Consider the following 25,383-nt stretch of genomic DNA (forward strand, 5'->3'; position numbering starts at 1 on the left):
CATCGACATCACGATTTCTCTAGCAAATTTAGAGAGTTAAAAATCCATTACTCCTGACCCGATATTTTAGTCAGGGGTTCCACTTACCGAGAACATGGGTCCCGCATAGCTCGTGCTCATTGGTAACCTGTTCGGAGGTTATACCCTTAGGAATACAAACCGTGAGGCTGATATGGTCTGTACTATCATGCTCATATTCAGTCAGGATAGAGGGCGGTAAAGTTTGTGTTTCGAGGGCGCCGAGAATTTGATTTCGTCTTATGAGTAACGAGGCTGATTCCCCCCCCTCCTGAGACTGAGCTACCTGCGTACTATCTCCAGTCGATTTCTCACCGGGGTTAGGGGCCGACCTGACTTTACCGCCAAAATTATTTTTATTAACAGGTTTGCCATTGATAATCACATTGTCACCAATATTCTCCGGCAAGGTGAAAAACACCGATGGCTTATATGAGCCGGTATTCCCGCCAAGCGTAATGTCAGTTATCGCTGCATAATCATTGAGGAAAATACCATGAGTATTACCGGAACGGCCGTTCACCCTCCCCCCACTAATTGGGCCACCAATATGCACACCATGACCATCACCTGCGGCATCACCATTAATCGTCGTATTGCCGCTGTTGAATACTAGCCCCGTGATCTCCACGCCATGACCATCGCTGGCATTACCGCCTAAGGTGGTGTCATTCAGCGTATTGTTGCCGCCGAACTGAACACCGGTGCCTTTCTCACCGCTAGCATTGCCGATCACCGTCAGCAGATCATCCGCTGCAGGGCCACTGAGCGAGGCGTTTTCACCAATATCAACACCGGTGCCATTAGTGGTATCGCCTTGCACCACGCTGCCGTTGCCACCTGTCAGATTAGCGGCGAACTCTACCCCCTTACCGTCCGGGCTGTTACCGTTGAGGATGGCGTGGTCCAGATTACTGTCATTTGCCACCTTGATGCCGCTGCCATTAGCTGATGTACCATTAATTGTGCCGCCACTGACTGCCCCTCCAAGCTGGACACCGTTGCCATTCTCCGATTGCCCCCCAATCGTGGTATTACCTTCATTTTGTAGTAAGCCATTAATATCCACCCCGGTGCCGTTAGTGGCATTCCCCGTCAGGGTGGTGTTATCAAGGAGATTGATACCGTCAAGCTGCACGCCGGTGCCATTCTCGCCGGTGGCGTTGCCGGTAACATTGAGCAGATCACCCAGGCCACCGCCCTCCAGGAGGATTTGTTTACCAATGTCCACCCCGGTGCCGTTAGTGGTATCGCCCTGTACCGCACTGCCATTGCGGCCAGTGAGGTTACCGGCGATCTCCACCCCCTTACCGTCCGGGCTGTTGCCGTTGAGGATGGCGTGGTCCAGATTACTGTCATTTGCCACCTTGATGCCGCTGCCATTAGCTGATGTACCATTAATTGTGCCGCCACTGACTGCCCCTCCAAGCTGGACACCGTTGCCATTCTCCGATTGACCCCCAATCGTGGTGTTACCTTCATTTTGTAGTAAGCCATTAATATCCACCCCGGTGCCGTTAGTGGCATTCCCCGTTAGGGTGGTGTTATCAAGGAGATTGATACCGTCAAACTGCACGCCGGTGCCATTCTCGCCGGTGGCGTTGCCGGTAACATTGAGCAGGTCACCCAGGCCACCGCCCTCCAGGAGGATTTGTTTACCAATGTCCACCCCGGTGCCGTTAGTGGTATCGCCCTGTACCGCACTGCCATTGCGGCCAGTGAGGTTACCGGCGATCTCCACCCCTTTGCCGTCAGAGCTGTTACCGTTAATGATGGTGTTATTAAGTTGGATATCACCATCAACTTTGACACCCGTCCCCCTGTCCGAGTTGCCATTAACCGTGCCGCCAGCGATCGCCCCGTTCAGCGCCACCCCGTTGCCGCCAGTGGCAATACCCACCACGCGAGTATTGCCGTTATTCACCAGCGGACCGGCAATATCAACACCGGTACCCTGAGTGGCGCTACCGTTTAGCGTGGTATTATCAAGGGTATTATTACCTTCCAGTTGCACACCGGTGCCTTTATCGCCCATCGCATTACCGTTGACAGCAAACAGATCGTCCGTACCACCACCAGTGAGAGTGGCATCTCTATCGATATACACTCCCGTGCCGTTAACCACTTCACCCTGTACTGCGCTGCCGTGGCTACCTGACAGGCGGCCCACGATCTCCACCCCTTTACCATCCGAACTATTTCCCACCAGCACGGTATCATTCAGCACCGTGTCGCCATTGACGCCAACCCCAGAACCAGAATCGGAGATGCCATTGATGCGGCTGTCATCAAGCACACCATTCATAACTTGAACACCAATGCCACTGGCCGCAGTCCCATTCACCACACTGTCGCTCAGTTGGCCATTAACCCACACACCAATACCGCTGCCGGAAGCAGTGCCGTTCAATACCGTATTGCCTTGATTGGTCAGTGGGCCGATGATATGCAATGCAATACCATCCACAGCCGAGCCATTTAAGCTGGTATTACTTAAATCATTATTGCCATTGAGTTTTATCCCAGTACCGGTATCTGTTGTTGCCACCCCATTTAGTGTCAGCAAATCGGTTTCACTGGTGCCGATGACATATAAATTTTCTGCTATATCCATGCCATAACCAACACCATCGGTGCTGCCATTAATAACACTCTGATGGACACCCTTTATATCATTGGCAATCTCTACGCCGATGCCATTAGTACTACTGCCATTGAGCGTGGCATTATCTAACACGGCATGAGTGACAATATTAGAACCCGGCAGTGGATCAATTTTCACACCATTGCCATTAATTGATTCTCCGGTCAGAGTGGTATCAGTAATAGTGGCATTGCCGCTAATGCGCAGACCTTCGGCATGGGTTGAACTCCCGGTGACATTAATATGATTAATTTGATGCTCGGCACTGAAGAGGTGAACACCGGCGCTATCAATACTGGTTCCTTCAATCGTGACCGGGCCGGTACCGTTATTAACCACACCGGAAATAGCAACCCCAATACCTTCGACACTACTGCCGCTAATGAGAGTGTCACCCTCGCCACTTAATATCACGCTATTATTACTGGCAGGAAAGTTAATGCCGACACCGCTGGTTGAGCGCCCTTCCATTTTGAAAGAACCATTATTGTTTATCGTTAACTGAGCTGCATCTGTATGGGTAATACCCCCTCCGCCAGCAGTCGCTGGTGCCCCTTTATTTTCACCGAGGAGAGATAATTGGCTACCTTTAGCAATATTGAGTGTATTCACCCCATTAAAATCAATCCCTTTGCGGGTAGCACCATTGCCTTCTGTCTCGCCTTGAAACGCAATATTCCCTTCAACCGACAAGGTACTATTGGCTCTAAAACCAACGCCTGAGCCCTGCGTCGTATTAAATGCTTTACCGATCATCGAACCATTTTTGGCTTTTATACTGATATTCCCCCCCAAACTTAATGCAGTGCTTAATGAAGTCGGTAAAGCGGCCAGTGTTTCAGAATAAACAGTAACATTCCCCGCAGTAGCATTAAGTTCTACATCAGTAAAATAAACATGTCTCGACCCCTGAGACAGACCATTGATATCAATATTGTGCTCAGTTGATGTCAGCGTCGTATTTAATAGATAGACAGATGCTCGCGTAGCAGCCCCCATATCAGCCTTACCATTTAAGGTGATATTTCCTTGTGCATTAAGATTATTATGTGACGTATTTGAATCCCCTTGAATAAAAATCCCTCCGCCATCACCGGTGGCAACTCCCGTCAGATTAATATCTTTCTTAGCATTAAAAATGGTATTTGGCTTAATCAAAATACCTTCTTTTTCGGAGGTTACATTGGCATTAATATCACCTGTTGTAGCAGTAATATTAGATTCACGTATTGCCAATCCGGCAGAGCTAGTCGAGTTAGAGACAACGTTAACCTCATTTGCTGTGAGATCTAAATTGGCCCAGGTTATGCCTTTTGAACCATTGTTATTTACTGTGAAGTTTCCGTTTTTAGTTTCAATATTAGCCCCATCAATACCAATACCCGCCCCTGAAGTATTGCCATGATTATTGGCTTCTATTGATATATCTTTCCCCGCAGTGATATTTACTTTGTTAGATGAGGTCCCATTTATTGTCACCGCCTCCACAGCGAGTGCTGAGGTATTGGCAACTAATAGTATATATTGGCCTGCCGTCATCGCACCATTACCGCTGAACCCGAAGGCTTTATGTGCGGCGGAGGTTAAATTGGTTCTAATATCATTTTTAGCAGTAAGAACTGTATTCTTCATCAATACAACTTCATTACCGATGATATTACCATTCATCAAAATATTATCGGCACTGATAGTGACATTATTGAAAGGACTGCCTTTGACCCCACTGATATTTAAATTAAAATCTCCTTCCTGTGCTTTTATATTGGCAAAATCCGCAACAACTGTGGTACCGATTTCCGTTCCTTCATTAACCGCCACCAGCGATATATTACCACCGGCAGTCATATTGACCTGAACACTACTGGAGTTACCACTTATCCTGATGGCATCAGCACCCGCAACTGTAGAGTTCGTGGTTACACCTTTCAGATTAATATCGCCACTGGCATTTATATTAGTGTTACCTGAGATCCACAGCCCTTTATTGGTAGTAGTGGCATCAACATCAATATTACCGGCAGTCGCCGTAAGGTTACTATCTCTAAGTAATAAACCATCAACTCCAGTGATATTGATATTTAATTTAACACTATTTCCATTAACTTGTGATTCCTTTATCCGTAACCCAAGATTAGTCTGGGTAAAGATATCACCATTGATATCAAATAAAACATTGCCAGACTTAGAATAAATACTGCCATTAATAAAATCCATTCCACCATATGCACTACCATTGGTATTTACCAGGAATGTGATATCTTTATCACCGGTAATGGTTGCATTCGTAAATGTGCCTACCCACGAACTTTTAGAATTGGACTTAAGAGCAAATAAAATATTACCCGAACCAGTCAAGACTGAATCCTCAGATATATCAATACCCCGCCACCCTTGCCCATTAGCATTACTACTTTCACCCGCTATACGCGTTTCACCTGCTACAGAAATATTAGCAGCATGACTGATACTCACCCCAATTTGCGATGCCACCCCAGCATTTCCTTCAAGAGTGAGATTGCCGACATCATATTTCCCACCCATAATAATAATACGAGTCGCACTGTTATCATTGGCATGTTTTGCCAATAAATCCCCTTTATTTAACAACACATCACTATTATTTAATGTAATAACAGAGTCGGCAGTAGAATTACCCGCTAATAAATTAAGATTCAGCTTGCCAAGATTAGCGGTAATATTATTGTTAATAACAACATTGCCGTCAGCATGTAACGTCAGCGTAGCATCGCCACCCGCTGTTTTATTGATATCAGCCTCTAGCGTAATATTGCACCAGCGGCAATTGGTTAAAGTGTGATTAGTGGTAGTCACCGTCACATTGGTGCCGCGATCGAGTTGAGTATTGATACTGCTATTCAATATTTGCGCTACCTTGACCGTCGGAGCGAAAACCTGGGTATTTTTCACATATCCAGCAGGAATGTCCCCAATCTGAACCATTACCCCGCTTTCAGCACCACTACCAACAATACTTACCTCTGCGGGATCAAGTAACCAACTCCCCTGACTACCATGAATAGCCGCAGTATCAACCTGACCAAAAGCCTGTAAATTACGGTTACTGGATGTCTCTACCTGCCCACCATTACCTGACTGTAGCCCACCACGAGCATAAATATTGCCATAGAAGCCAGTGTAATCTTCTGACCAGAGCACGGCGGTACCACCCGACCCGTGGTTTGAAGCAGAAACATCAATATCCGCACCTTTATCCATGACGACTGCTCGGGCATTTTTTATCGCATTATTTTTACCCTGCCAATCGCCCCCGACCAGGACTTTGCTACCGCCCTCAGCCCCGCGAGCATCAATTTTGCTCGTTTCGACCAAATGTATCTTTTCACCTTGCAAGATAACATTCCCGCCACGGCCCTGCGCACTACTGACATCAATAACACCTTGCTGGCTCACCACCCCTTCACTGCCGCCATCGAGGTAAATAACGCCATTTTTTTCAGATAAACTATGCGCCTGCAAAATACCGGTATTATCAATCACAGTATTCATTAACATCTCTTTGCCGCGCGCTGTCAGTTGGATAACCCCGCCATCAGCCTGAATCAGCCCGCCGTTTTGCAACAAAGTACTGACCTGTTCACCCTGGACTTGCACACTCAGCAAGCTGCCGTGATCCAGATTAAGGGTGACACGACTCCCGCTCGCTAATGCTACTTTTCCTTGCGGCGACGCGATAACACCGGAAGCCTGATTATCAACCTGCTGGCCAATCAGCGCGATATAGCCACCAGTGGTGGTGTGCAAATTAGCCTGATTAACCAACTTGCCTTCATGTTTTCGGCTGGTCAACGTATAGCGCCCAGAAATAAAATCCTGATTTGACATGGATTTAGTACTGGCAACCAAACCACCAACATCAACTTGCGCACCTTTTCCAAACAGAATGCCATTCGGATTAAGTAAAAAGACCTGTCCATTCGCTTTTAGGCTGCCATATATCTGCGATGCATCGCGACCAAGCACCCGGTTCAGCGCAATACTCTGCTGCCCTGGCTGGTTATAAATAACGCTGTTCCCCTGCGCGATATCAAAGCTGCCCCAATTGATTGCCAACTTATCGCTTTGCTGAGTCACGGTAAGGGTGGTGTTGTGAACATTCAACACACCTTGACCGATAATAATATTGCCGTTAACCGGCAGTGAGGGATGGGCGAATACCCGTAGCGGTAATATGCCAAGAGCTAATCCCGTCATGATGACCAGGTGGCTTAATATTCCAGCTTTTGTATTATTGTCATTAATGACTTTTTTGCCGCCAGACGAAAAGGACCGTCCGTAAGCTCGGGTAAACTCTCCGACAGCAATTAAACATCCCAACCGACGGCAGAAAATAAGTTTGTATAATTTACTGTTCATTATTCACGTCCATTAAATCTGACAAATATGCCAATAAGCGCTAAAACATCTTGTAAGCGCTAAGCCAAAGTTGGTCGTTATCCGGTTGTGCAATTGCAGCCTGGCCGGTTCGATGTGCCCAAGTCAGATTCAAGGTGTAATCTGCCGGACGAAAGAGTGTGATATAGGCACCAAAGCCAGACAGGTTAATATTATTCCCCGTCAGGCCCGCGATAGGCTGGCGATAGTAAGAGCCCCACCCTTGGTCAAAAAATGCCGCGAAGGTGATTTGATTCCCAGTTCCTGCCCATGTGGGAAGTAAGAGTTGCCAATGGGTGCGTAATTCGGTAGTGAAAAGAGTGCCTTTATCCACCGCCCCTTCACCAATGCCATAGGCGCGCACCGCCAGCGGCCCACCTAATAACAGTTTTTGTGAGCTATCAAGATTCTTACTGGCTATTTGACCGGTAAATTGGTTGAAAAAGGTGAAATAAGGGCCAAAACCCTGATCATGACCGGCACGATAATTAAAACGGGCAAAAGTGCCACCAATACCAGTTAAGGAATTCATGCTTTGACTGAATTCGTCATCCAATGACAGATGGCCTGCCGTACCCAGTAAAGTAAAATTACTGAGTCCTCTAGGTACTGCGGTAAACGTACCACCAAGACCAAACTCACCGGCATCCAGATTGCGCTTTTGTTCTGGCAGCATAATCAGTGAATCACGCATTCTGCTCTGATAATAACCGGTATTCACATCAATTCTAGCTGCCGAATTACGGATCCACGGATGGCGTAAATTAATGCCCCAAGTGTTAGAATGGCCATGAGCATCCAATATTTCGAAAGGCCCCTTTAGGGTATAATCCAGATAACTATAATTAAGCGCTGCACGGGTGCCATAAGTATTAATGGGGAAGTTGTAATCCAACATGCCATTGAATACATCTACCGAGCTGGATAAAATCAAATCAGTACGTAGTTGATCACCCCAGCCGGTCATATTATTGAGTACCCCACCGACTAATAACCGATTATGACCAGAATAATCATTACCCTGGTTATCCACACCGAGATATCCCATCGCAGTCTGTCCTGGGGATATATCAGCATAAACTCTCGTCATTCCCGATTGAGTTCCCGGTTTTAATGCCAAAGCAGCATCAACCCCCGGAATTCCATTAAGAATAAGGGTGGTGCGTTCAAGGCGGGATAACTCAGCCGGAGAAGCGGCACAATCTTTATTGCCAACAAAACCCACTTCTTTGCTACAACTATTACTTTCAATCACCGCAGTAGCAAAATCAGTATTCAACCGGCTCTGATTATTAATCTCCGGTTTATCTAATCTGCCAGCAATAATACGAACTATGACAACACCTTCACGGATAGTTTGTGGTGGCAATATTGCCTGAGTGGCAACAAATCCTTGTTGTCGATAAAAGCGAGTTACCGCTAACGTCATGGCTTGTAAATCATTAAAGGTTAATTGTTGCCCCAACCAAGGCGTAATTACGGCGCGTAGTGCTTTATTATTTCCGTTACTGTGCCGTAATAACTGGGTATCACCCTCGAATCTAACCTCACGTAACATGATTCTTCCCGCCGAGGTAGAACCGCCAAACGATGTAGGAGGGAGCAAAGGTGGAAGTTTGATTTCAGCTTCCTGTGGCACACGCAATGGCACCGGCGTTGTTTGCCGTATTTCGTTACTAATCACACCCGCATTCGGTACATTTATGACCTGAGGAGCGGCGACTACCTGTGAGCAAAAAAAAAGGGCAAACATGATTACTGTGGAACTCAGTTTAGTCTGATACCGTAATTTTTCTGGATAATAAAAATGTCGCATAAAATACGCCTGCTTAGCATGATGATCACGCCAGTTTAAATAATAAGAACCTCCGTCATTTAATACTGGCCCACATAGTTGATTTTAGTTAGCAAGTTAATAAAGTGATTAAATAAACATAAAATAGAATGTAAAATGGCATGACAAATTAATAAATACCAACATCCCAAAGAGTAACCTCTGTTGGTTCAGACTAATATTCATCTCACACGTATAACAAATAGTTATTTATGGTAGATATTTCATTATCGACATGAAACAATAATAGATTCACATACAAATAAATAATCAAAGTAATTAGAATTTAAATAGGGAGTGAAGTAATAACTTAACAAAATGAAAACACACATTAAAATAATAGCCAGCCAGCCAAATAACACCAACTACAATTACAGTAAAAGAAATAATAAGCCACATGGAATACTAATAATAACAATAAAAAACATTAATCGTATTTTAAAACAGCCTAAATACCCGCTAATCACTTAAATATGAACAATGCTTTTTATAATTATAATTAGATATAGTAATTTAAATAATAAAAAGCCCCGCATTACTTAACGGGGTCACTATATTCTGGTTCAGACCATCACCGAGTACCATGAATAATTTTTGCTATCCATTCTGCCTGATGCGAGCAATCAAATTATCAATGTTATCAATGTGTGATGCGGCCAATATCAAACTACGCCCCAAACTCAACGCATGACGCTGACATTCCCGGCGCATCTCTTCATCAGCGATACTATCCAGATCAGCAACATGTGCCAGGCCAATGGTACGCCGAATTAATTCAGTACCACAAAACCCTATCGCGTCTTGCCAAACCTGTTGCAGGAACTGTTGTACATATCCTTCGGTCGCTAAGGCTAAATCCTGCGTTTTTTCCTGACTTAACGCCACGAAACGGCTAGAAAATGTTTGCCAGATAATATGCACATCTTTCAGCCGTTGCTCGCGGCTAGCTGCGGCATCACGGGGGCCGGCCAAGCCGGGTAGTCCACAGTAATTGAGCAGTAAATTCCCTAGTGCGGTACCCACATCAAAGCCGATTGGGCCATAGAAACCAAATTCGGCATCAATAGTTTTCAAACGCCCCTCAGCAACGAAGATAGAACCACTATGAATATCCCCGTGCAGCAATGCTTCGGCCTTACTCAAGAAGCGATGTTTAAGTGAGGCCACCGCCACCTTGAGAGCATTATCCTGGCGCAGAGCCAGTACATCAGGGAGTAATGCCGGATCAAAATTATTACGTTCATGATCAATATAAGGGTCAGTAAAGAATAGATCCTCAGTAATCTGGCACAACTCTGGATTGGTATAGCAGCTCACTGCCGCTTTTTTGGCTTGTGCCGACTGATAAAAATCTGAGGTATGGAATAAGGTTTGCGCCAAATATTCAGCCAGTTGTCCCGCCGCTTGCGGATAGTGTTTACCTGCCAGCAGTTCACTGCGCCAGATATGGTGATCAGATAAGTCCTCTTGCACCATAACCGCCAATTCAGCATCGTGATGCAGCACATTGACCGTGTGTTGCGGGCAAAATTGGCTGTGTGTCAGCAGGGTTTGCGCTTCAATTCTAGCGCGATCCAAGGTCAACGGCCAAGACTCCCCAACGCAGCGCACATAAGGCAGTGCCTGCTTGACAATCACCCGACTGACGCCGGCCGCATCACGGATTTTAAACACCAGATTGAGATTGCCATCCCCAATTTCATCGGCCATCACTAAGGTCAGTGGATTAGCAACCTGACCAAATTGGCGAGCATATTCAACAGCATCCGCAGCAGTAAATGTATGGTAGCGCGACATCTTCGACCTCTTTATTCTTTACCCGATTCTGGTTCACTCACCGCCAACCACTTGCTTAGCTGTGAAATTATTCTCTGTTAGAGCTAAAAAATCCGTATTTAGGCGTAAAACCATATAGACGTCTACACATCCGTAAGATATGTTGGCAGAATAAGAAACCAGATGCAATAACGCAACATGGATTTAACTGACAATGCAGACGCTTAACAGGCTCGATTTACAAACCACCAGCTTAAGAATTATCGATAACCAGCTCTGGATACTCGATCAGCAGGCATTACCACAGCGTCAGGAGTGGCTATTAGCTGATACGGTAGAGTTACTGATTGGTCATATCCAAACATTGCGAGTCCGTGGTGCACCGCTCATTGGACTGTCAGCAAGTTTATTATTGGCTTTACTGGCAGAACGTGGTTTGCCGCAAGCTCAACTTGAGCAGGCAGTCATCGCGCTGCGTGAATCCCGCCCGACGGCAGTCAACTTGATGAATAATCTGGCACGGATGCAGCAGGCTTTGCTACAAGCCAACTGGGTCGATACTTTGGTCCGCGAAGCGCTACATTTGGTGGATGAAGACCGAGAATTGTGCGAGCGCATTGCCCGGCATGGGGCGGCACTGGTTAAACCGGGCAGTAACTTGCTAACCCACTGCAATACCGGTGGCCTCGCTACGGCAGGCATTGGTACCGCTATCGGCGTATTATTGAAAGCCCATCAGCAAGGTAATATTCAGCAGGTGTGGGTCGATGAAACCCGTCCTTTACTACAAGGCGGCCGCTTAACCGCCTGGGAGTTAGGTGAGTTAGGTATTCCATATCAATTGATTTGTGATTCGATGGCTGCCAGCCTGATGGCTCAGGGCAAAGTGGATGCTATCTGGGTTGGTGCGGATCGCATTGCCGCCAACGGCGATGTGGCAAATAAAATAGGCACTTACAGTTTGGCGGTGTTGGCCCACTATCACAATATTCCGTTCTATGTTGCCGCCCCGCACACTACTCACGATCCAAACTGCCCGAATGGTGCAGCGATCCCAATCGAGCAGCGTGCCGCCAGTGAAGTGACCGGTGTCTCAGGCAGCTTTGGCTGTTGCCATTGGGCACCAGAAGATGCCGCTGTGTATAACCCGGCATTTGATGTCACACCGGCAGCATTGATCAGTGGTTGGGTATTAGACAGCGGCGTCATTAGCCCAGAACAAGTGGCGGCAGGCTTCTTCCAAGCTAAGAATTAGCAATGTTTGTAATTTTATCCCCAAAGCAATTGAAGCCGCAGCGGTGTTAGCTGCGGCTTCAAGTAAGAAGGTGATCAATCCAAACGTGGATAAGCATCGGCTATCTTATCGCCAGTAAAATGTGCCACCCACCCCTCAGGATTATCAAATACCCGAATAGCCGTGAAATTCGGTGCAGACCCCATATCAAACCAGTGGCGAGTATCGGCAGGGACAGAAAGTAAGTCATTCTTTTCACAAAGTATTTGATAAATTTTACCGTTCAGATGCAAACAGAACAACCCTGCACCTGCAACGAAAAAGCGCACTTCATCTTCACCGTGGGTATGTTCTGATAAAAACTTCTCACGCAACACTTCCCGCTGAGCGTTATCAGGCCGCATGCTAATCACATCCCAACTCTGATAACCCTTCTCCGCCACCAGCCGGTCAATCTCATGTTGATAAGCTGCAATCACCGCCTCCGGCTGTGGATTTTCACCCAGTTCACGATCTGCCTGCCAGCGCTCAAAGCGCACACCAATAGCAGTCAGTTGCTGCTGGATCTCTTCAGCATCACGGCTTTGCCACAGCGGTTGCTCCGGCTGCTCATCACTAAAAATCGTTAATCCGCTCATGCTGTAAAATCCTCCAAAACGATTTGATCAAAACGGCTCACCTGTGGGTGGCGGCTTTCGTTATCAGGAAAGTCGCGAATCAGTTGGCAAGTTTGCCAACCCGCCAGTTGCGCAGCATCCAACTCCTGACGGATATCAGATAAAAACAGCAGTGCTTGTGGGGCGATAGCTAATTGACTAGCAATATTCTGATAAGAGCTCACCTCACGTTTCCCCCCAACATGGGTATCAAAATAGCCACTGAATAGCGGGCGTAAATCCCCTGCATCGCTGTAACCAAACAACAGTTTCTGCGCAGCAACCGAGCCGGAAGAGTAGACATATAACCCCAAACCCTGTTGCTGCCAGTCGGCCAATTGCCGGGCCACTTCTGGGTAAAGATGACCACGAAAGTCCCCTTGCAGATAACCGGTGCGCCAGATAATGCCTTGAATCGCTTTCAACGCCGTGGATTTACGGTCTTCATCCATAAAACCATGTAACGCGGTAATCAATGTTTCAATATCAGCATCCGGCTGTGCAAGTTCATGGCGCAAACTGGTTAGCGCTACGGCAATCTCTTCATCCTGCTGATGTGCACGCAAATAGGGCGTCAGTCGCTCGCGGGCATAGGGGAACAGCACCTGATGGACAAAGCGGATGTCACTGGTGGTGCCTTCAATATCGGTAACAATAGCCTGGATCATTTAGCCCCCACGTTAGGATTGAGATCAAACAAGCGGCGTTGCAGTTCACACTGGAACAAGAATTCCAGCCCTTCCAGATGACGACGGGCTTCCACCACGCTATTTCCCCAGCAATACAGGCCATGACCGCGCACCAAGAATCCGTAGTGTAGCGGGTTATTATCTGCCAGTGCGGCAACCCGTTGGGCCAGCGCCGGAATATCCTGATCATTATCAAAAATAGGGATGGCAACCGCATCCAAATGACTACGCTGACCCGATAGTGATTTCTGCATTTCATAGCCTTGCAATACTAATTCATGGCTACGCTCAACCCGAGATAGCACAGTGGCATTCACCGAGTGAGTATGTAACACCGCATTGATCTCTGGATACCGACGATAAAGCAAGGTATGTAGCCCGGTCTCTGCCGAGGGTGTGCGCCCACTGGGAACATGGTTGTTGGCGGTTTCTACCAGTAGAAAATCGTCAGCGGTGAGGCTGCCTTTATCTTTACCCGATTCGGTAACCAGACAATGAGTCGAGTCCAGCCGCAGGGACATATTACCACCAGTCGCTGGGCACCAGCCCTTCTCCCCGATCCAGTGGCAGGCGGCTAACAGCGCGCCAAGTTGTACATTTTCTGTCATTGCATATCCCTGTTGTGGTGTAGGTGGGTCATCACATTTAGCAACCGCAATTTGCCCGACGATCAGCTTTAGTACATTTTTATCTATGCTTAGCGAATTACGGCATTTAGCCGTTTAAACATCTAAGCGTCTTGATTGCCAAATCTTAACATCGTGTTATATTGACGGCAACATACAGCGCCAGGAGTATTCATCTGCCATGAGCACTTTATCCTTTATTCCAGACAGTAAATTGCCGGCACAAGGCACTACAATCTTTACGCAAATGAGTGCATTGGCGCAAAAACACCAAGCGATTAACTTATCGCAAGGGTTCCCCGATTTTGATGGCCCAGACTATTTGAAACAGCAATTGGCCTATCATGTCAGTCAAGGTGCAAACCAATATGCCCCAATGACCGGCGTGGCGCCGCTGCGCAATGCAATTGCGGAGAAAACGGCTAAAATCTACGGCTGGCAGCCCGATGCCGACAGCGAAATCACCATCACTACCGGTGCCAGCGAAGCCCTGTTTGCCGCCATTACCGCCCTGGTGCGCCCAGGCGACGAAGTTATCTGCTTTGACCCCAGTTACGACAGCTATGCACCGGTAGTTAAACTGGCGGGCGGCATACTCAAGCGCATAGCACTGAAACCCCCGACATTCGCCACCGACTGGTCTGAATTTGCTGATCTGGTTTCTGAACGTACTCGTCTGGTTATCGTCAATACGCCGCATAACCCTTCAGCGACTGTTTGGCGGGCGGAAGACTTTGAACAACTGTGGCAAGTGATTGCTGAACGTAATATCTATGTGCTGAGCGATGAGGTGTACGAACACATCTGCTTTAGCGCCACAGGCCATGCCAGTGTGCTGGCTCATCCGCACCTGCGCCAACGCGCCATTGCAGTGTCCTCTTTCGGCAAAACCTTCCATATGACCGGTTGGAAAGTGGGGTATTGCATCGCCCCCGTCGCTATCAGTGCCGAAGTACGTAAAATTCATCAATATCTGACCTTTTCGGTTTGCACGCCGGTTCAGCTCGCATTGGCGGATATGCTCAATGCCCAACCAGAGCACTGGCAGCAACTGCCCGATTTTTATCGCGCCCGTCGTGATCGCTTCGTTAATGCGCTGTCCACCAGCCGCCTGAAAATTCTGCCGAGTGAAGGCACCTATTTCCTGTTGGCCGATTACAGCGCGGTTTCTGATCTTGATGATGTTGAATTCTGCCAATGGTTAACCGAACATGTCGGCGTGGCCGCGATACCGTTATCGGTATTTTGTGAAGGCCCGTTTCCCCATAAACTAATCCGGCTGTGCTTCGCCAAACAGGATGCCACGCTGGATGCTGCGGCGGAGCGATTGTGTCAACTTTAAAACTGACCCTGCTGCAACAGCCATTGGTATGGTTGGATGCACAGGCAAATCTGCGCCATTTTGACATGCTGTTGGAGCCACTCCGGCAGCGTGATGTGATTGTGTTGCCAGAGATGTTTACCACCGGTTTTGCCATGAATGCGGCTGAAAATGCATTATCAGAAGGTGAGGTCATCAACTGGTTACGCCATTGGGCCACGGTTACTGATGCCCTGATTGGCGGCAGTGTGGCGCTGAAAACCACCGAGGGTGCGGTGAACCGCTTCCTGCTGGTTGAACCGAATGGGCGCGTTCATCATTATGACAAACGCCACTTATTCCGCATGGCCGGTGAGCACCACCACTATCAAGCGGGCAAAGAGCGCAAGGTGGTGGAATGGCGCGGCTGGCGAATTTTGATGCAAGTTTGCTATGACCTGCGTTTTCCGGTGTGGTCACGCAATTTGCAAGATTATGATTTAGCACTCTATGTCGCTAACTGGCCAGCTCCTCGCGCCAAACACTGGCAAAGTTTACTGACAGCGCGCGCGATAGAAAATCAGGCTTACGTCGCCGGATGTAATCGGGTCGGCGATGATGATAACGGCCATCACTACCAGGGCGACAGTGTGATTCTGGATGCTCAAGGTGAGGTGTTGGCGCAAGCAGAACCGGGACTGGCTGCGCAACTGGATGCTGAGTTGTCTTTAGAAACATTGCAGAGCTATCGCGAAGCCTTTCCGGCATGGCGCGATGTTGATGATTTTTTATTGTTGTAAAGGTAAAACCAGGGGGAGCCGTGCCGCAAAAGTGCTCCCCAAGTGTATTAAACCCGCTGCCAGGATAGCACCGTTTCCAGATAAGCCTGAATGGCTAGCGCAATATCACTATGCATGACGGATTCATCAGGATGATGGCTTACCCCTCCTTTGCAGCGCACAAACAACATCCCTACTGGCCAGCACTCAGCAACAGCAATGGCATCATGCCCCGCACCGCTGGGCAGCAATAATGAGCGCCCCTGTACCCGATCAATACTGGCGTTGATTCGCTGGCGCAAAGCCATATCACATTCGGTAGCACTGATACGGTAAAACTCTTCTGATGAAAAAGTCAGGCCGCGCTGTGCTGCTATCACTTGCGCCTGCGCCAACAAGCTGGCCAGTAACTGGTCCACGTGACAGTCTTGCGGGCCACGAATATCCAGCGTCAGAACCACCTCTGCGGCAATCACATTCACAGCACCTGGCGAACAACTGAGTGTTCCAACTGTCGCCACTAAATGTTCACCATAGCAAGCAGTCAACTGTTCAACGGCACCAATCCATTGCGCCGCACCGGCCAATGCATCTTGCCGCTGCCCCATCGGCACCGTACCAGCGTGGCCCGCTAAGCCAATAAATCGGCAATTCAGACGGCGCGCGCCATTGATTGCCGTCACCACACCCAATGCCAAATCGGCCTTTTCTAAACACGGCCCCTGTTCAATATGCAGCTCCAGATAAGCACAAAAATCACTCACCTCACGTCGCGCACTGACAATAGCCGCCGGGTCAAAATCAAGATTCTCCATGCCCTGCGCCACACTGACACCCTCAGCATCGGTTTTACTCAACCAATCGGCCGGCCAGCGCCCAGTGATACCTTTACTACCCAGCAGGGTGATACCAAAGCGCGTACCCTCTTCATCGGCAAAACCAATCACCTCAATGGCCACCGGCAGCCGCTGCTGCTGACGATACAAATACCCCACCACTTCTAGCGCACTTAATACACCTAGCATGCCATCGTAACGGCCGGCGTTGCGCACCGTATCAAGATGAGAGCCTAACAATAGGGCCGGCGCATCAGGTTGCAGCCCTTCATAACGGCCGCAAATATTACCAACTGCATCCTGCCACACGCGCATCCCGACCGCCTGCATCCATTCACCCACTTGCTGATTTGCCCGCAAATGTTCAGGAGACAGGTACACCCGCGTCAGCGCATCCGCTGATTCACTGATTGCCGCCAGCACATCACAACGGGCCAAGACCCGTAATGCAGCCTGCTCTGCCTCGGCATCCGGCAGGGTAACAGCCATCAGTTCGCTCCGTTTAGTGGATCAATAGCCGGTTTATCACTCTCAGCTTGATAGACATTCCACGCGCTTTGCAATCCGTTGCCCTGAACCGTGGCAAAACCTAAACGGTTTAATACCGCCTCCAATGCCACCAGCGTTTGCATCACACAATCTTTACGCGCGTTATATCCCATAGTGCCGATGCGCCAAATTTTGCCATTTAGCGGCCCGAATGAGGTACCAATCTCGATACCAAAATCATTTAGCATCAGTTGCCGCACTTGCTCACCAGGAACACCGGTCGGAATAACCACCCCCAACACATTGTTCATGCGGTGCTTCATATCACCGAACACCGCCAGCCCCATTCCCTGAATGCCCGCCAACAACGCTGCACCATGCAAAGCATGACGGGCAATACCGTTATCCAATCCCTCTTCCAGTATTACTCGTGCGCATTCCCGTGCCGCAAACAGCATACTGGTGGCTTCGGTATGATGATTCAGGCGCTCCGGCCCCCAATAATCCATGATCATGCCCAAATCAAAGTAATTGGAATAGATCATCTCTTCGTCGCCATCAGCATGATCCTGAGTACGGATCCCCTGCTCAATACATTTGCGCCGCCGAATTTGCTCAGCGAATTGTGGGCTGAGGGTCACCGGAGCACTGCCTGATGGCCCGCCAAGGCACTTTTGCAACCCGGCAGATACTGCGTCCAACCCCCAGGCGTCAGTTTCCAATAGGTTCCCCCCCAGCGATGCAGTCGCATCGGTATAAAACAACACTTGATGGCGGCGACAGATCTCGCCCAACTCAGCCAGCGGCTGCAACATGGTGGTTGAAGTATCGCCCTGCACCGTCAATAGCAGCCGTGGGTGTACTTTCTTGATAGCATCTTCAATCATCTCTGGGCTGAATACCTCGCCCCACGCCACCTCGATAGTGTGGACTTCGGCCCGGCAACGGCGGGCAATTTCACACAATAAGTGACCAAAACGGCCAAAAACCGGCACCAGAACTTTATCGCCAGGGCGGATGGCCGACAGCAGAACCGCCTCAATACCCGCACGAGAGGTGCCATCGATCAACATCGTCCACTGATTCTCAGTGCGGAAAACCCCACGATATAGCGCCATCACCTGATTCATATACTCTGTCATCGCCGGATCGTATTGCCCGATCAACTGACTGGCCATCGCCCGCAATACCCGGGGATCGGCATTGATCGGCCCCGGCCCCATCAGCAACCGTGCCGGTGGGTTAATCTGACAAAACAGCGGATTAGGGTTTATTGCCGACATAGAAAATCTCCATCCTTAAATAATTCAGTGAAATGTGGCCTACAAACCACGGACCGATGATATAAACTGTTTTAATTCAGTAGTTTGTGGATTAGCAAATAAGGCGCGACTTTCGCCCTGCTCCCACACCCGCCCTTGATGCATAAACACCACCCGGTCACCCACTTCACGGGCAAAATTCATCTCATGGGTCACCAGAATCAGTGTCATACCTTCTGCCGCCAACTGTTCGAGGACTTTCAACACTTCCCCCACTAACTCAGGATCCAAAGCCGAGGTGATCTCATCGCACAGCAATACCTTCGGCTGCATCGCCAGCGCACGGGCAATCGCCACACGCTGCTGCTGCCCACCGGAAAGATTAGCCGGGTAATAATCGAGCCGGTCGGCCAGCCCAACTTTTTCCAGCATCAACGCCGCCAGTTCACGGCACGCGGTCGTGCTCTTTTTCAGTACCCGACGCGGTGCCAGCATCACATTCTCCAACGCTGTCATATGTGGGAACAGATTAAAACTCTGGAACACCATGCCTACCGAGCGGCTAATCTCCCGCGCCTGCGAATCACGATCCGTTACCGTCATACCGCCCAACTTGATACTGCCGTCCTGATATCCCTCCAGCCCGTTGATACAACGCAATAAGGTACTTTTACCTGAACCACTGCGGCCAATTATCGAGATCACTTCGCCCATCTCGATATCCAGATCTACGCCTTTAAGTACATGATTCTGGCCATAGTATTTTTGAACCTGATTAATGGTGATCAGCGGCATGAAATTTCCTCTCCAGATAATGGCTGTAACGCGACAACGGATAACACATCAGGAAATAGCCCAGCGCCACTAAGCCAAAAACTTTAAACGGCTGATAAGTGACATTATTGAGCATGGTGCCCGCTTTGGTTAATTCGACAAAACCAATGATCGATGCCAGTGCTGTGCCCTTGATAACCTGCACCGAGAAACCCACGGTCGGTGCAATTGCGATACGCATCGCCTGCGGCACAATCACCCGCAATAACGTCTGGCTGAAACTCAGACCCAGACAGCGGGAGGCCTCCCACTGGCCTTTCGGCAACGCTGCAATACTGCCACACCAGATATCCACCAGAAAGGCACTGGTAAACAGTGTCAAAGCCATCGCCGCAGCCGCCCACGGGCTAACATCAATACCCAACAGCGCTAAGCCGAAGAAGGCCAGAAACAGTTGCATCAGCAACGGCGTACCCTGAAACAATTCGGTATATAGACGGACAAAACGAGCTGCCCAACACCAACGACTCAAGCGCATCAACATCAATGGTAATGTCACTAATGTGCCGCCAAAAAAGGCCGTTAGTGACAGTAACAGCGTCCAGCGGGTGGCCAATAACAAGTTACGGATGATATCCCAGTCAGTAAACATCATGAGTTATGGCTCCCAAAGAATCGACGGCCAACCGCCAGCAGTAATTGGCGCATTGCGATGGCTAACAACAAATAGAGCAAGGTGGTCACCAGATAGACTTCAAAACTGAGGAAGGTGCGCGACTGAATCAGGTTGGCGGCAAATGTCAGTTCTTCAAATGACACCTGTGATACCACCGCAGAACCGAGCATCACAATAATGCACTGGCTTACCAGCGCCGGATAAATGCGCTGTAACGACGGCGGTAGGATCACGCGGAAAAAAGTCTGACTACGGCGTAACCCTAATACCCGCCCCGCCTCCCACTGGCCTTTAGCGCTGGCTTGAATCCCGGCACGAATAATCTCCGTGCTATAAGCGCCCAGATTGATAGTCATCGCCAATAAGGCTGCCTGACCGGCACTAAGTTTCAAGCCAAGTGCCGGTAAACCAAACACAATAAAAAACAGTTGCACCACGAATGGGGTATTACGCACAATTTCTACATAACCACCCCATATCCGGCGCAATATAACCCTATCACCACAGCGAATTGCGGCTCCCGCTATCCCCAGCGCAATACCGCCGAGGGTGGCCATAGCCGTCAGCTCAATGGTGGTCAACAGGCCCGACAATAGTTCAGGCAGATAAGGCCACAAAGCAGAGAAATTAAGCTGATAGGTCATAGCCAACTCCTGTTATGCACCCAAATCAGCCGGTAACGGCGCCTTCAACCATTTCTCGGACAAACCATTTAGCGTGTTATCCTGCAATGCTTCCCCAATCAGTGCATCCACTTTGGCTTTCAGAGCCGTTTCTCCCTGACGCAAACCGATATAACACGGTGAATCTTTCAGCATAAACTTCGCCACCGGTGCCTGGGTTGGATTCTGGCGAACCAGTGCACTGACCACCAAATTGCCCGTCGCCAAATAATTCACCTGACCAGACAGGTAGGCTGACAGCGTAGTGTTGTTATCTTCATACCGTTTAATCTGAGCATCTTTAGGGGCTAACTCACTCAGCACCATATCTTCCACTGCACCACGGGTTACCCCCACCGTTTTACCTGCCAATTGTTCTGGTTGCTTCAGTGCATCGTCTTTAGCACCAAATACACCCAAGAAAAACGGTGCATAGGCACGGCTAAATGCGATAGCTTTTTCCCGTTCAGGATTTTTACCCAAGCTGGAAATCACTAAATCCACTTTATCCGTTTGCAGATAAGGCACTCGGTTGGCACTGGTCACCGGCACCAGTTGCAACTTTAGTTTCATCTTATCGGCCAAATAATGTGCCATGTCGATGTCATAACCCTGCGGCTGAAGATCCGTACCAACCGAGCCAAATGGCGGGAAATCCTGTGGAACGGCGACCCGCAACACACCACGCTGCTGAATTTGCTCTAACTGATCGGCTAACACCGAAGGAGCCTGAACCCATATCAGTGCAGCACCCAGCAAGGCCAACATCCGCTTTTTCATGTTCATAGCATATCTCCGATAACCCAGTAATGAAACGATGGGTTCTTTAAAAGCAAACACTGAAACCATCGTTGCAACTACTATGCCAATGATAACCTATGACGAGAGGCCCATATTTAGGCTCACTACACGAATCACAAGGAATAAATCGAAGAGAGAGACTCACAATCAAGGTGCAAATCAACAATCAAAATGCACCACAAAAGTGCATTAATTGATAAAAAGAAGGCGTTAGCGCGCCGCCGGGAGGTGAAAGTGACATAAGCTGTCGCAACAGCCAGAAGAGTGTTACCCCTTCGGACACTGAACTAAACGATAGCCTTTTGACTTATATGGCGAACAAACTACCGTTGCTCTAACTCTCCTAAATCATCATATAAATCAGCGATTTGATGAATTCGCTGACGGCCCTGTGCGAGCATTTCATGCAATAAAGCATTACTCAGTAAATTTGCCAGACTCATGGCCGAAGAGTAGCTATCAAAAGCCGATACGCTGTCGAGCGGCGTAGTCAACCGCCAACGTGCTAACGGCAATATTGACTGAGCTTGCGGCTCACAAATCAGCAGCGTCGGCACGCCTTGTACCTGCATTTGTAGCAGGATCTCGCGGATAACTTTTGGCCGGCGGCGAAATGCCACCACAATAACTAAATCACGCGGCGTGACATCCACCAACTCCTCTGCCAGCGTCTGCCCCGCTTGTGGCACCAACTGCACGTGCTGGCGCACCTGCAACAACTGTTGACGTAAATGCAGAGCAACCGGGTAACTGTTTCGTAGCCCCAATAATAAGATACGCGGCGCACGTATCATCGCATCGATAACCTCGGCTAACTGACGGCTATCCAACTGACTCACCCAATGCGTTAAATTCGCCATTTCTTGCTTATAGTGGCGCGCCAGCAAGGTGTTCCCTTGTACCGCATCACGACTATCGGTCAATGGCATACCGCTTTGACGCAAGGTGCGTACTTCTTCACGCATTTCCCGATAACTGGCGTACCCCAAGCGCTTAAACAGCCGGCTAACCGTGGCCTTAGACACCCCACTCAAGCGCGCCAATTCAGCACTGTTATAGCTAATCAGGTCGTCAAAATGATCAAAAATAAAATCAGTAACGCGCTGCTCCTGCGGGGTCAACTGTGCATAATGCGCCCGCAAACGTTCATCAATCTGTTTCATACCCTTCTCCGGCCAATGAAACTATCGTTTCAGCATAAGCATTTTTGCGGAAAATAGCACACAAGCCCACCGCAGTAATAAGATAATTTTCATGCTGAGTGCTATCTGTCATTCGCCAGCGAGTCGGCCACGGTTCGATTAGCCTGCTTGGTTGAAGCAAAGTGATCACCGATCGAGTATCAACTAAAACCCGATCTGAACTGAGATAAAATTTATCCCTTGGTTTATCATTCCTAATTATCTAATACTGTCGCTCTTATCAATTCAGAATAATTCCTTATGACACAAAAAGCTGAAAACTCCGGGTTAAGTCCGGCATTGATCGTGTTGATGTCGGTCGCAACCGGACTGGCTGTTGCCAGCAACTACTATGCCCAGCCACTGCTGGAAACCATCGCACAAGCCTTTAATCTCTCGGTCAATCAAGCTGGATTTATCGTTACTGCGGCCCAGTTGGGCTATGCTGTGGGATTAATGTTCCTGGTGCCGCTAGGGGATATGTTTGAACGCCGTGGGCTGATTGTGGGCATGACCTTGCTGGCTGCTGGCGGCATGCTGATTACCGCAATGTCACAAAACCTCACTATGATGATTGTTGGCACCGCGCTCACTGGTTTGTTCTCAGTGGTGGCACAATTACTGGTGCCGCTGGCGGCCACTCTGGCTGCGCCGGAAAAACGCGGTAAGGTGGTCGGTATTATTATGAGTGGTCTGCTGCTGGGGATTTTGCTGGCACGAACCGTGGCAGGAGCACTGGCCTCCATTGGCGGTTGGCGCACCATTTATTGGGTCGCCAGCGCGCTGATGTTCGTCATGGCATTGGTATTGTGGCGCTACCTGCCGCGCTATAAACAACATACCGGTTTAAATTACGGCCAGCTGCTTGGTTCAATATTCTCGCTGTTTATTCGCACACCCGTGCTGCGCACCCGTGCCTTGCTCGGCGCGCTCTCGTTTGCCAACTTTAGTGTGTTGTGGACGTCGATGGCCTTCTTACTGGCTTCTCCCCCCTTCGGCTATTCAGAAGCTACTATCGGGCTATTTGGCCTGGTCGGTGCTGCTGGCGCGTTGATGGCGACCAAAGCGGGCCAATTGGCGGATAAAGGTAAAGCCCGCATCACCACCAGTGTTGGTTTGGGATTACTGCTGTTGTCTTGGATACCTATCGCCCTGGGGCAGCATTCCATCATCGCGCTGATTATCGGCATTGTGGTGTTGGATCTGGCGGTTCAGGGGGTGCATGTCACCAATCAGAGCGTGATATATCGCATGATGCCGGAAGCCAGAAATCGCTTAACCGCCGGTTATATGACCACTTACTTTATCGGCGGGGCGTTAGGTTCGCTGATTTCAGCAGCAGCATACCAACATGCCGGCTGGTATGGTGTGGCAATGGCCGGTTTGGTGCTGTGCATACTAAATATTACGACGTGGCTGGCCGGTAAACGCTTTGATCCTCCCGCTAATCAACCCGTTGAGTGACCTTAATTAGTTAGCTAACTAATAATCAATGCAGATATAAATTTGGGTTATAGGGTATTAAGAAAATTACCACTCTGGTAATGTTACCTAACTTGTTATTTTGCCCTGTAACCCAAAGATCTTATGCCAAGCCAAATCACCGACTCTCCGCCAGCTACCCGGTCAACCGCCACCTTTACGGAGGGCATTACCGATAGCCTGCCTATCGTTATCGGCTATTTACCCGTCGCCTTCGCCTTTGGTCTGAGTTCGGTAAAACTGGGTTTTACCCCGCTGGAAGGTATTTTCTTCTCTTGCATCATTTATGCCGGTGCCAGCCAATTCGTTATTACCGCACTGCTCAGCGCCGGGATGTCATTATGGGTTTCCGCCTTAACCGTGATGGCAATGGATATCCGTCATATCTTGTATGGACCGGCACTCAAACACCGTATTCTGACCAAATTATCCGGTAAAAAAACCGCGCTGTGGGCATTTGGTTTGACCGATGAAGTGTTTGCTGCTGCCACCACCAAGTTAATGAAAGAAGAGCGACGCTGGAGCGAAAACTGGATGCTCGGTATCGCGTTTACCTCTTGGCTATCTTGGGTGGCAGGTACCGCAATCGGTGCCATGTTTGGCAATGGCCCGTTGGAGAATTATCCCGCTATTGAGGCCTCCCTCTCCTTTATGTTACCGGCGTTGTTCTTGAGCTTTCTGCTGGCCTCATTTAAACGCCAATACAGCCTAACCGTTATCGCCTCGCTGAGTGGCGCATTGCTCGGCGCCGTGTTGTTCTCTATTCCGGTGGCGATTTTGGCCGGAATTGGCGCAGGGTGCCTGGCCGCCCTGCTGCAACCCACACCAGAAGTGGTGACCGAACACAGTGAAAATAACGAGCAGGAGCCGACACCATGAATTCAGATGTCCTGATTATTGGGTTAGTGGTGGGGACAGTAAATTACCTGTTTCGTTATTTGCCACTGCGCCTGGGACCAGCACGTAAACAAGCGGGTCTGCAACGAGGCAGAGTTTCACTGCTGTTGGACAGCATTGGGATTGCTTCTATCTGTGCGTTATTGGTGGTTTCCAGTACACCAGAAATTATGCATAACCCGCAGAAACTCATGCCGACACTGATTGGCTTTCTGGTTATCTGTGGCTGCTTTTATAAAACCAACAGTATTATCTTCGCCACGTTATTTGGCGCGATCAGCTATGGACTGACATTCAAATTGCTCATGATTTTGGGATAAGAGATTGCCTGAATTGTGAGCTAAAACACAATAA

The 25,383-nt window shown here is 49.0% G+C and carries 19 protein-coding genes; 6 read left to right on the plus strand and 13 right to left on the minus strand.

The features are described from left to right. Nucleotides 1-70 precede the first annotated feature (70 nt). From A6J66_011715 to A6J66_011725, 3 genes are all read right to left on the minus strand, one after another. On the minus strand, nucleotides 71-7,057 hold the full coding sequence (locus A6J66_011715) for an adhesin (GenBank protein PNM24796.1): 6,987 nt from the start codon (nucleotides 7,055-7,057) through the stop codon (nucleotides 71-73). Nucleotides 7,058-7,097: 40 nt separating this feature from the next. After that, a complete protein-coding gene (locus tag A6J66_011720) occupies nucleotides 7,098-8,891 on the minus strand; it encodes a ShlB/FhaC/HecB family hemolysin secretion/activation protein (protein ID PNM24797.1) in 1,794 nt (597 codons plus the stop codon). A gap of 615 nt (nucleotides 8,892-9,506) precedes the next feature. Further along, the gene (locus A6J66_011725) at nucleotides 9,507-10,706 is read right to left on the minus strand and encodes an S-methyl-5-thioribose kinase (GenBank protein PNM24798.1); all 1,200 of its coding nucleotides are present in this window, start codon (nucleotides 10,704-10,706) and stop codon (nucleotides 9,507-9,509) included. Between the two features lie 193 nt (nucleotides 10,707-10,899). Between A6J66_011725 and mtnA the strand changes: the two genes are divergently transcribed. Next, nucleotides 10,900-11,940, plus strand: coding sequence for an S-methyl-5-thioribose-1-phosphate isomerase (gene mtnA, locus A6J66_011730; GenBank protein ID PNM24799.1), 1,041 nt, complete (start codon nucleotides 10,900-10,902; stop codon nucleotides 11,938-11,940). 74 nt (nucleotides 11,941-12,014) lie between these two features. On the opposite strand, the gene A6J66_011735 is transcribed toward mtnA, so the two are convergent. Genes A6J66_011735 through A6J66_011745 form a run of 3 tightly spaced genes read right to left on the minus strand, consistent with a single transcriptional unit; the run spans nucleotide 12,015 to nucleotide 13,872 of the window. Further along, nucleotides 12,015-12,557 (minus strand): acireductone dioxygenase, encoded by a 543-nt coding sequence (locus A6J66_011735; GenBank protein ID PNM24800.1) that lies wholly within the window; start codon nucleotides 12,555-12,557, stop codon nucleotides 12,015-12,017. Next, a complete protein-coding gene (mtnC, locus tag A6J66_011740; GenBank protein ID PNM24801.1) occupies nucleotides 12,554-13,243 on the minus strand; it encodes an acireductone synthase in 690 nt (229 codons plus the stop codon). Before mtnC ends, A6J66_011735 begins: the two co-directional genes overlap by 4 nt. Continuing rightward, nucleotides 13,240-13,872, minus strand: a complete 633-nt coding sequence (locus A6J66_011745) for a methylthioribulose 1-phosphate dehydratase (GenBank protein ID PNM24802.1) — start codon at nucleotides 13,870-13,872, stop codon at nucleotides 13,240-13,242. The genes mtnC and A6J66_011745 overlap by 4 nt, the downstream gene beginning before the upstream one ends. Nucleotides 13,873-14,071: 199 nt before the next feature. On the opposite strand from A6J66_011745, the gene A6J66_011750 reads away from it, so the two are divergent. Both A6J66_011750 and A6J66_011755 read left to right on the plus strand, forming a co-directional pair. Then, on the plus strand, nucleotides 14,072-15,232 hold the full coding sequence (locus A6J66_011750; protein PNM24803.1) for a pyridoxal phosphate-dependent aminotransferase: 1,161 nt from the start codon (nucleotides 14,072-14,074) through the stop codon (nucleotides 15,230-15,232). Continuing rightward, on the plus strand, nucleotides 15,220-15,990 hold the full coding sequence (locus A6J66_011755; protein ID PNM24804.1) for an amidohydrolase: 771 nt from the start codon (nucleotides 15,220-15,222) through the stop codon (nucleotides 15,988-15,990). The genes A6J66_011750 and A6J66_011755 overlap by 13 nt, the downstream gene beginning before the upstream one ends. Before the next feature lie 47 nt (nucleotides 15,991-16,037). Here A6J66_011755 and A6J66_011760 read toward each other — a convergent pair whose 3' ends face one another. The 7 genes from A6J66_011760 to A6J66_011790 form a co-directional block, all read right to left on the minus strand. Next, entirely contained in the window at nucleotides 16,038-17,294 is a 1,257-nt protein-coding gene (locus A6J66_011760; GenBank protein ID PNM24805.1) for an allantoate amidohydrolase, read from the minus strand. Further along, nucleotides 17,294-18,577, minus strand: coding sequence for an aminotransferase (locus A6J66_011765; GenBank protein ID PNM24806.1), 1,284 nt, complete (start codon nucleotides 18,575-18,577; stop codon nucleotides 17,294-17,296). The genes A6J66_011760 and A6J66_011765 overlap by 1 nt, the downstream gene beginning before the upstream one ends. A gap of 39 nt (nucleotides 18,578-18,616) precedes the next feature. Further along, nucleotides 18,617-19,351, minus strand: coding sequence for an amino acid ABC transporter ATP-binding protein (locus A6J66_011770; protein PNM24807.1), 735 nt, complete (start codon nucleotides 19,349-19,351; stop codon nucleotides 18,617-18,619). Continuing rightward, nucleotides 19,332-19,985 carry an amino acid ABC transporter permease gene (locus A6J66_011775; protein PNM24808.1) on the minus strand — a complete coding sequence of 218 codons (654 nt, stop codon included), beginning with the start codon at nucleotides 19,983-19,985 and terminating at the stop codon, nucleotides 19,332-19,334. Before A6J66_011775 ends, A6J66_011770 begins: the two co-directional genes overlap by 20 nt. Beyond that, nucleotides 19,982-20,650 carry an amino acid ABC transporter permease gene (locus A6J66_011780; protein ID PNM24809.1) on the minus strand — a complete coding sequence of 223 codons (669 nt, stop codon included), beginning with the start codon at nucleotides 20,648-20,650 and terminating at the stop codon, nucleotides 19,982-19,984. Before A6J66_011780 ends, A6J66_011775 begins: the two co-directional genes overlap by 4 nt. Before the next feature lie 12 nt (nucleotides 20,651-20,662). Next, nucleotides 20,663-21,454 (minus strand): amino acid ABC transporter substrate-binding protein, encoded by a 792-nt coding sequence (locus tag A6J66_011785; protein ID PNM24810.1) that lies wholly within the window; start codon nucleotides 21,452-21,454, stop codon nucleotides 20,663-20,665. A gap of 338 nt (nucleotides 21,455-21,792) precedes the next feature. Further along, nucleotides 21,793-22,632, minus strand: a complete 840-nt coding sequence (locus A6J66_011790) for a MurR/RpiR family transcriptional regulator (GenBank protein ID PNM24811.1) — start codon at nucleotides 22,630-22,632, stop codon at nucleotides 21,793-21,795. Between the two features lie 279 nt (nucleotides 22,633-22,911). Between A6J66_011790 and A6J66_011795 the strand changes: the two genes are divergently transcribed. The 3 genes from A6J66_011795 (at nucleotide 22,912) to A6J66_011805 (ending at nucleotide 25,349) form a co-directional block, all read left to right on the plus strand. Continuing rightward, nucleotides 22,912-24,114 (plus strand): MFS transporter, encoded by a 1,203-nt coding sequence (locus tag A6J66_011795; GenBank protein PNM24812.1) that lies wholly within the window; start codon nucleotides 22,912-22,914, stop codon nucleotides 24,112-24,114. 123 nt (nucleotides 24,115-24,237) lie between these two features. Further along, complete coding sequence (locus tag A6J66_011800; protein PNM24813.1) at nucleotides 24,238-25,011, plus strand: branched-chain amino acid ABC transporter permease; 774 nt, start codon at nucleotides 24,238-24,240, stop codon at nucleotides 25,009-25,011. Then, the gene (locus A6J66_011805) at nucleotides 25,008-25,349 is read left to right on the plus strand and encodes an L-valine transporter subunit YgaH (protein PNM24814.1); all 342 of its coding nucleotides are present in this window, start codon (nucleotides 25,008-25,010) and stop codon (nucleotides 25,347-25,349) included. The genes A6J66_011800 and A6J66_011805 overlap by 4 nt, the downstream gene beginning before the upstream one ends. Nucleotides 25,350-25,383: the final 34 nt, after the last annotated feature.

The organism is Yersinia enterocolitica (assembly GCA_002082245.2).
Taxonomy (GTDB): Bacteria; Pseudomonadota; Gammaproteobacteria; order Enterobacterales; family Enterobacteriaceae; genus Yersinia; species Yersinia enterocolitica_E.

Coding starts and splice junctions, on each gene's coding strand:
- A6J66_011775 (PNM24808.1), bottom strand. CDS start 19,985: ATGATGTTTACTGACTGGGATATCATCCGTAACTTGTTATTGGCCACC.
- A6J66_011790 (PNM24811.1), bottom strand. CDS start 22,632: ATGAAACAGATTGATGAACGTTTGCGGGCGCATTATGCACAGTTGACC.
- A6J66_011805 (PNM24814.1), top strand. CDS start 25,008: ATGAATTCAGATGTCCTGATTATTGGGTTAGTGGTGGGGACAGTAAAT.
- A6J66_011735 (PNM24800.1), bottom strand. CDS start 12,557: ATGAGCGGATTAACGATTTTTAGTGATGAGCAGCCGGAGCAACCGCTG.
- A6J66_011760 (PNM24805.1), bottom strand. CDS start 17,294: ATGGCTGTTACCCTGCCGGATGCCGAGGCAGAGCAGGCTGCATTACGG.
- A6J66_011745 (PNM24802.1), bottom strand. CDS start 13,872: ATGACAGAAAATGTACAACTTGGCGCGCTGTTAGCCGCCTGCCACTGG.
- A6J66_011720 (PNM24797.1), bottom strand. CDS start 8,891: ATGCGACATTTTTATTATCCAGAAAAATTACGGTATCAGACTAAACTG.
- mtnC (PNM24801.1), bottom strand. CDS start 13,243: ATGATCCAGGCTATTGTTACCGATATTGAAGGCACCACCAGTGACATC.
- A6J66_011795 (PNM24812.1), top strand. CDS start 22,912: ATGACACAAAAAGCTGAAAACTCCGGGTTAAGTCCGGCATTGATCGTG.
- mtnA (PNM24799.1), top strand. CDS start 10,900: ATGCAGACGCTTAACAGGCTCGATTTACAAACCACCAGCTTAAGAATT.
- A6J66_011765 (PNM24806.1), bottom strand. CDS start 18,577: ATGTCGGCAATAAACCCTAATCCGCTGTTTTGTCAGATTAACCCACCG.
- A6J66_011725 (PNM24798.1), bottom strand. CDS start 10,706: ATGTCGCGCTACCATACATTTACTGCTGCGGATGCTGTTGAATATGCT.
- A6J66_011750 (PNM24803.1), top strand. CDS start 14,072: ATGAGCACTTTATCCTTTATTCCAGACAGTAAATTGCCGGCACAAGGC.
- A6J66_011770 (PNM24807.1), bottom strand. CDS start 19,351: ATGCCGCTGATCACCATTAATCAGGTTCAAAAATACTATGGCCAGAAT.
- A6J66_011800 (PNM24813.1), top strand. CDS start 24,238: ATGCCAAGCCAAATCACCGACTCTCCGCCAGCTACCCGGTCAACCGCC.
- A6J66_011785 (PNM24810.1), bottom strand. CDS start 21,454: ATGAACATGAAAAAGCGGATGTTGGCCTTGCTGGGTGCTGCACTGATA.
- A6J66_011780 (PNM24809.1), bottom strand. CDS start 20,650: ATGACCTATCAGCTTAATTTCTCTGCTTTGTGGCCTTATCTGCCTGAA.
- A6J66_011715 (PNM24796.1), bottom strand. CDS start 7,057: ATGAACAGTAAATTATACAAACTTATTTTCTGCCGTCGGTTGGGATGT.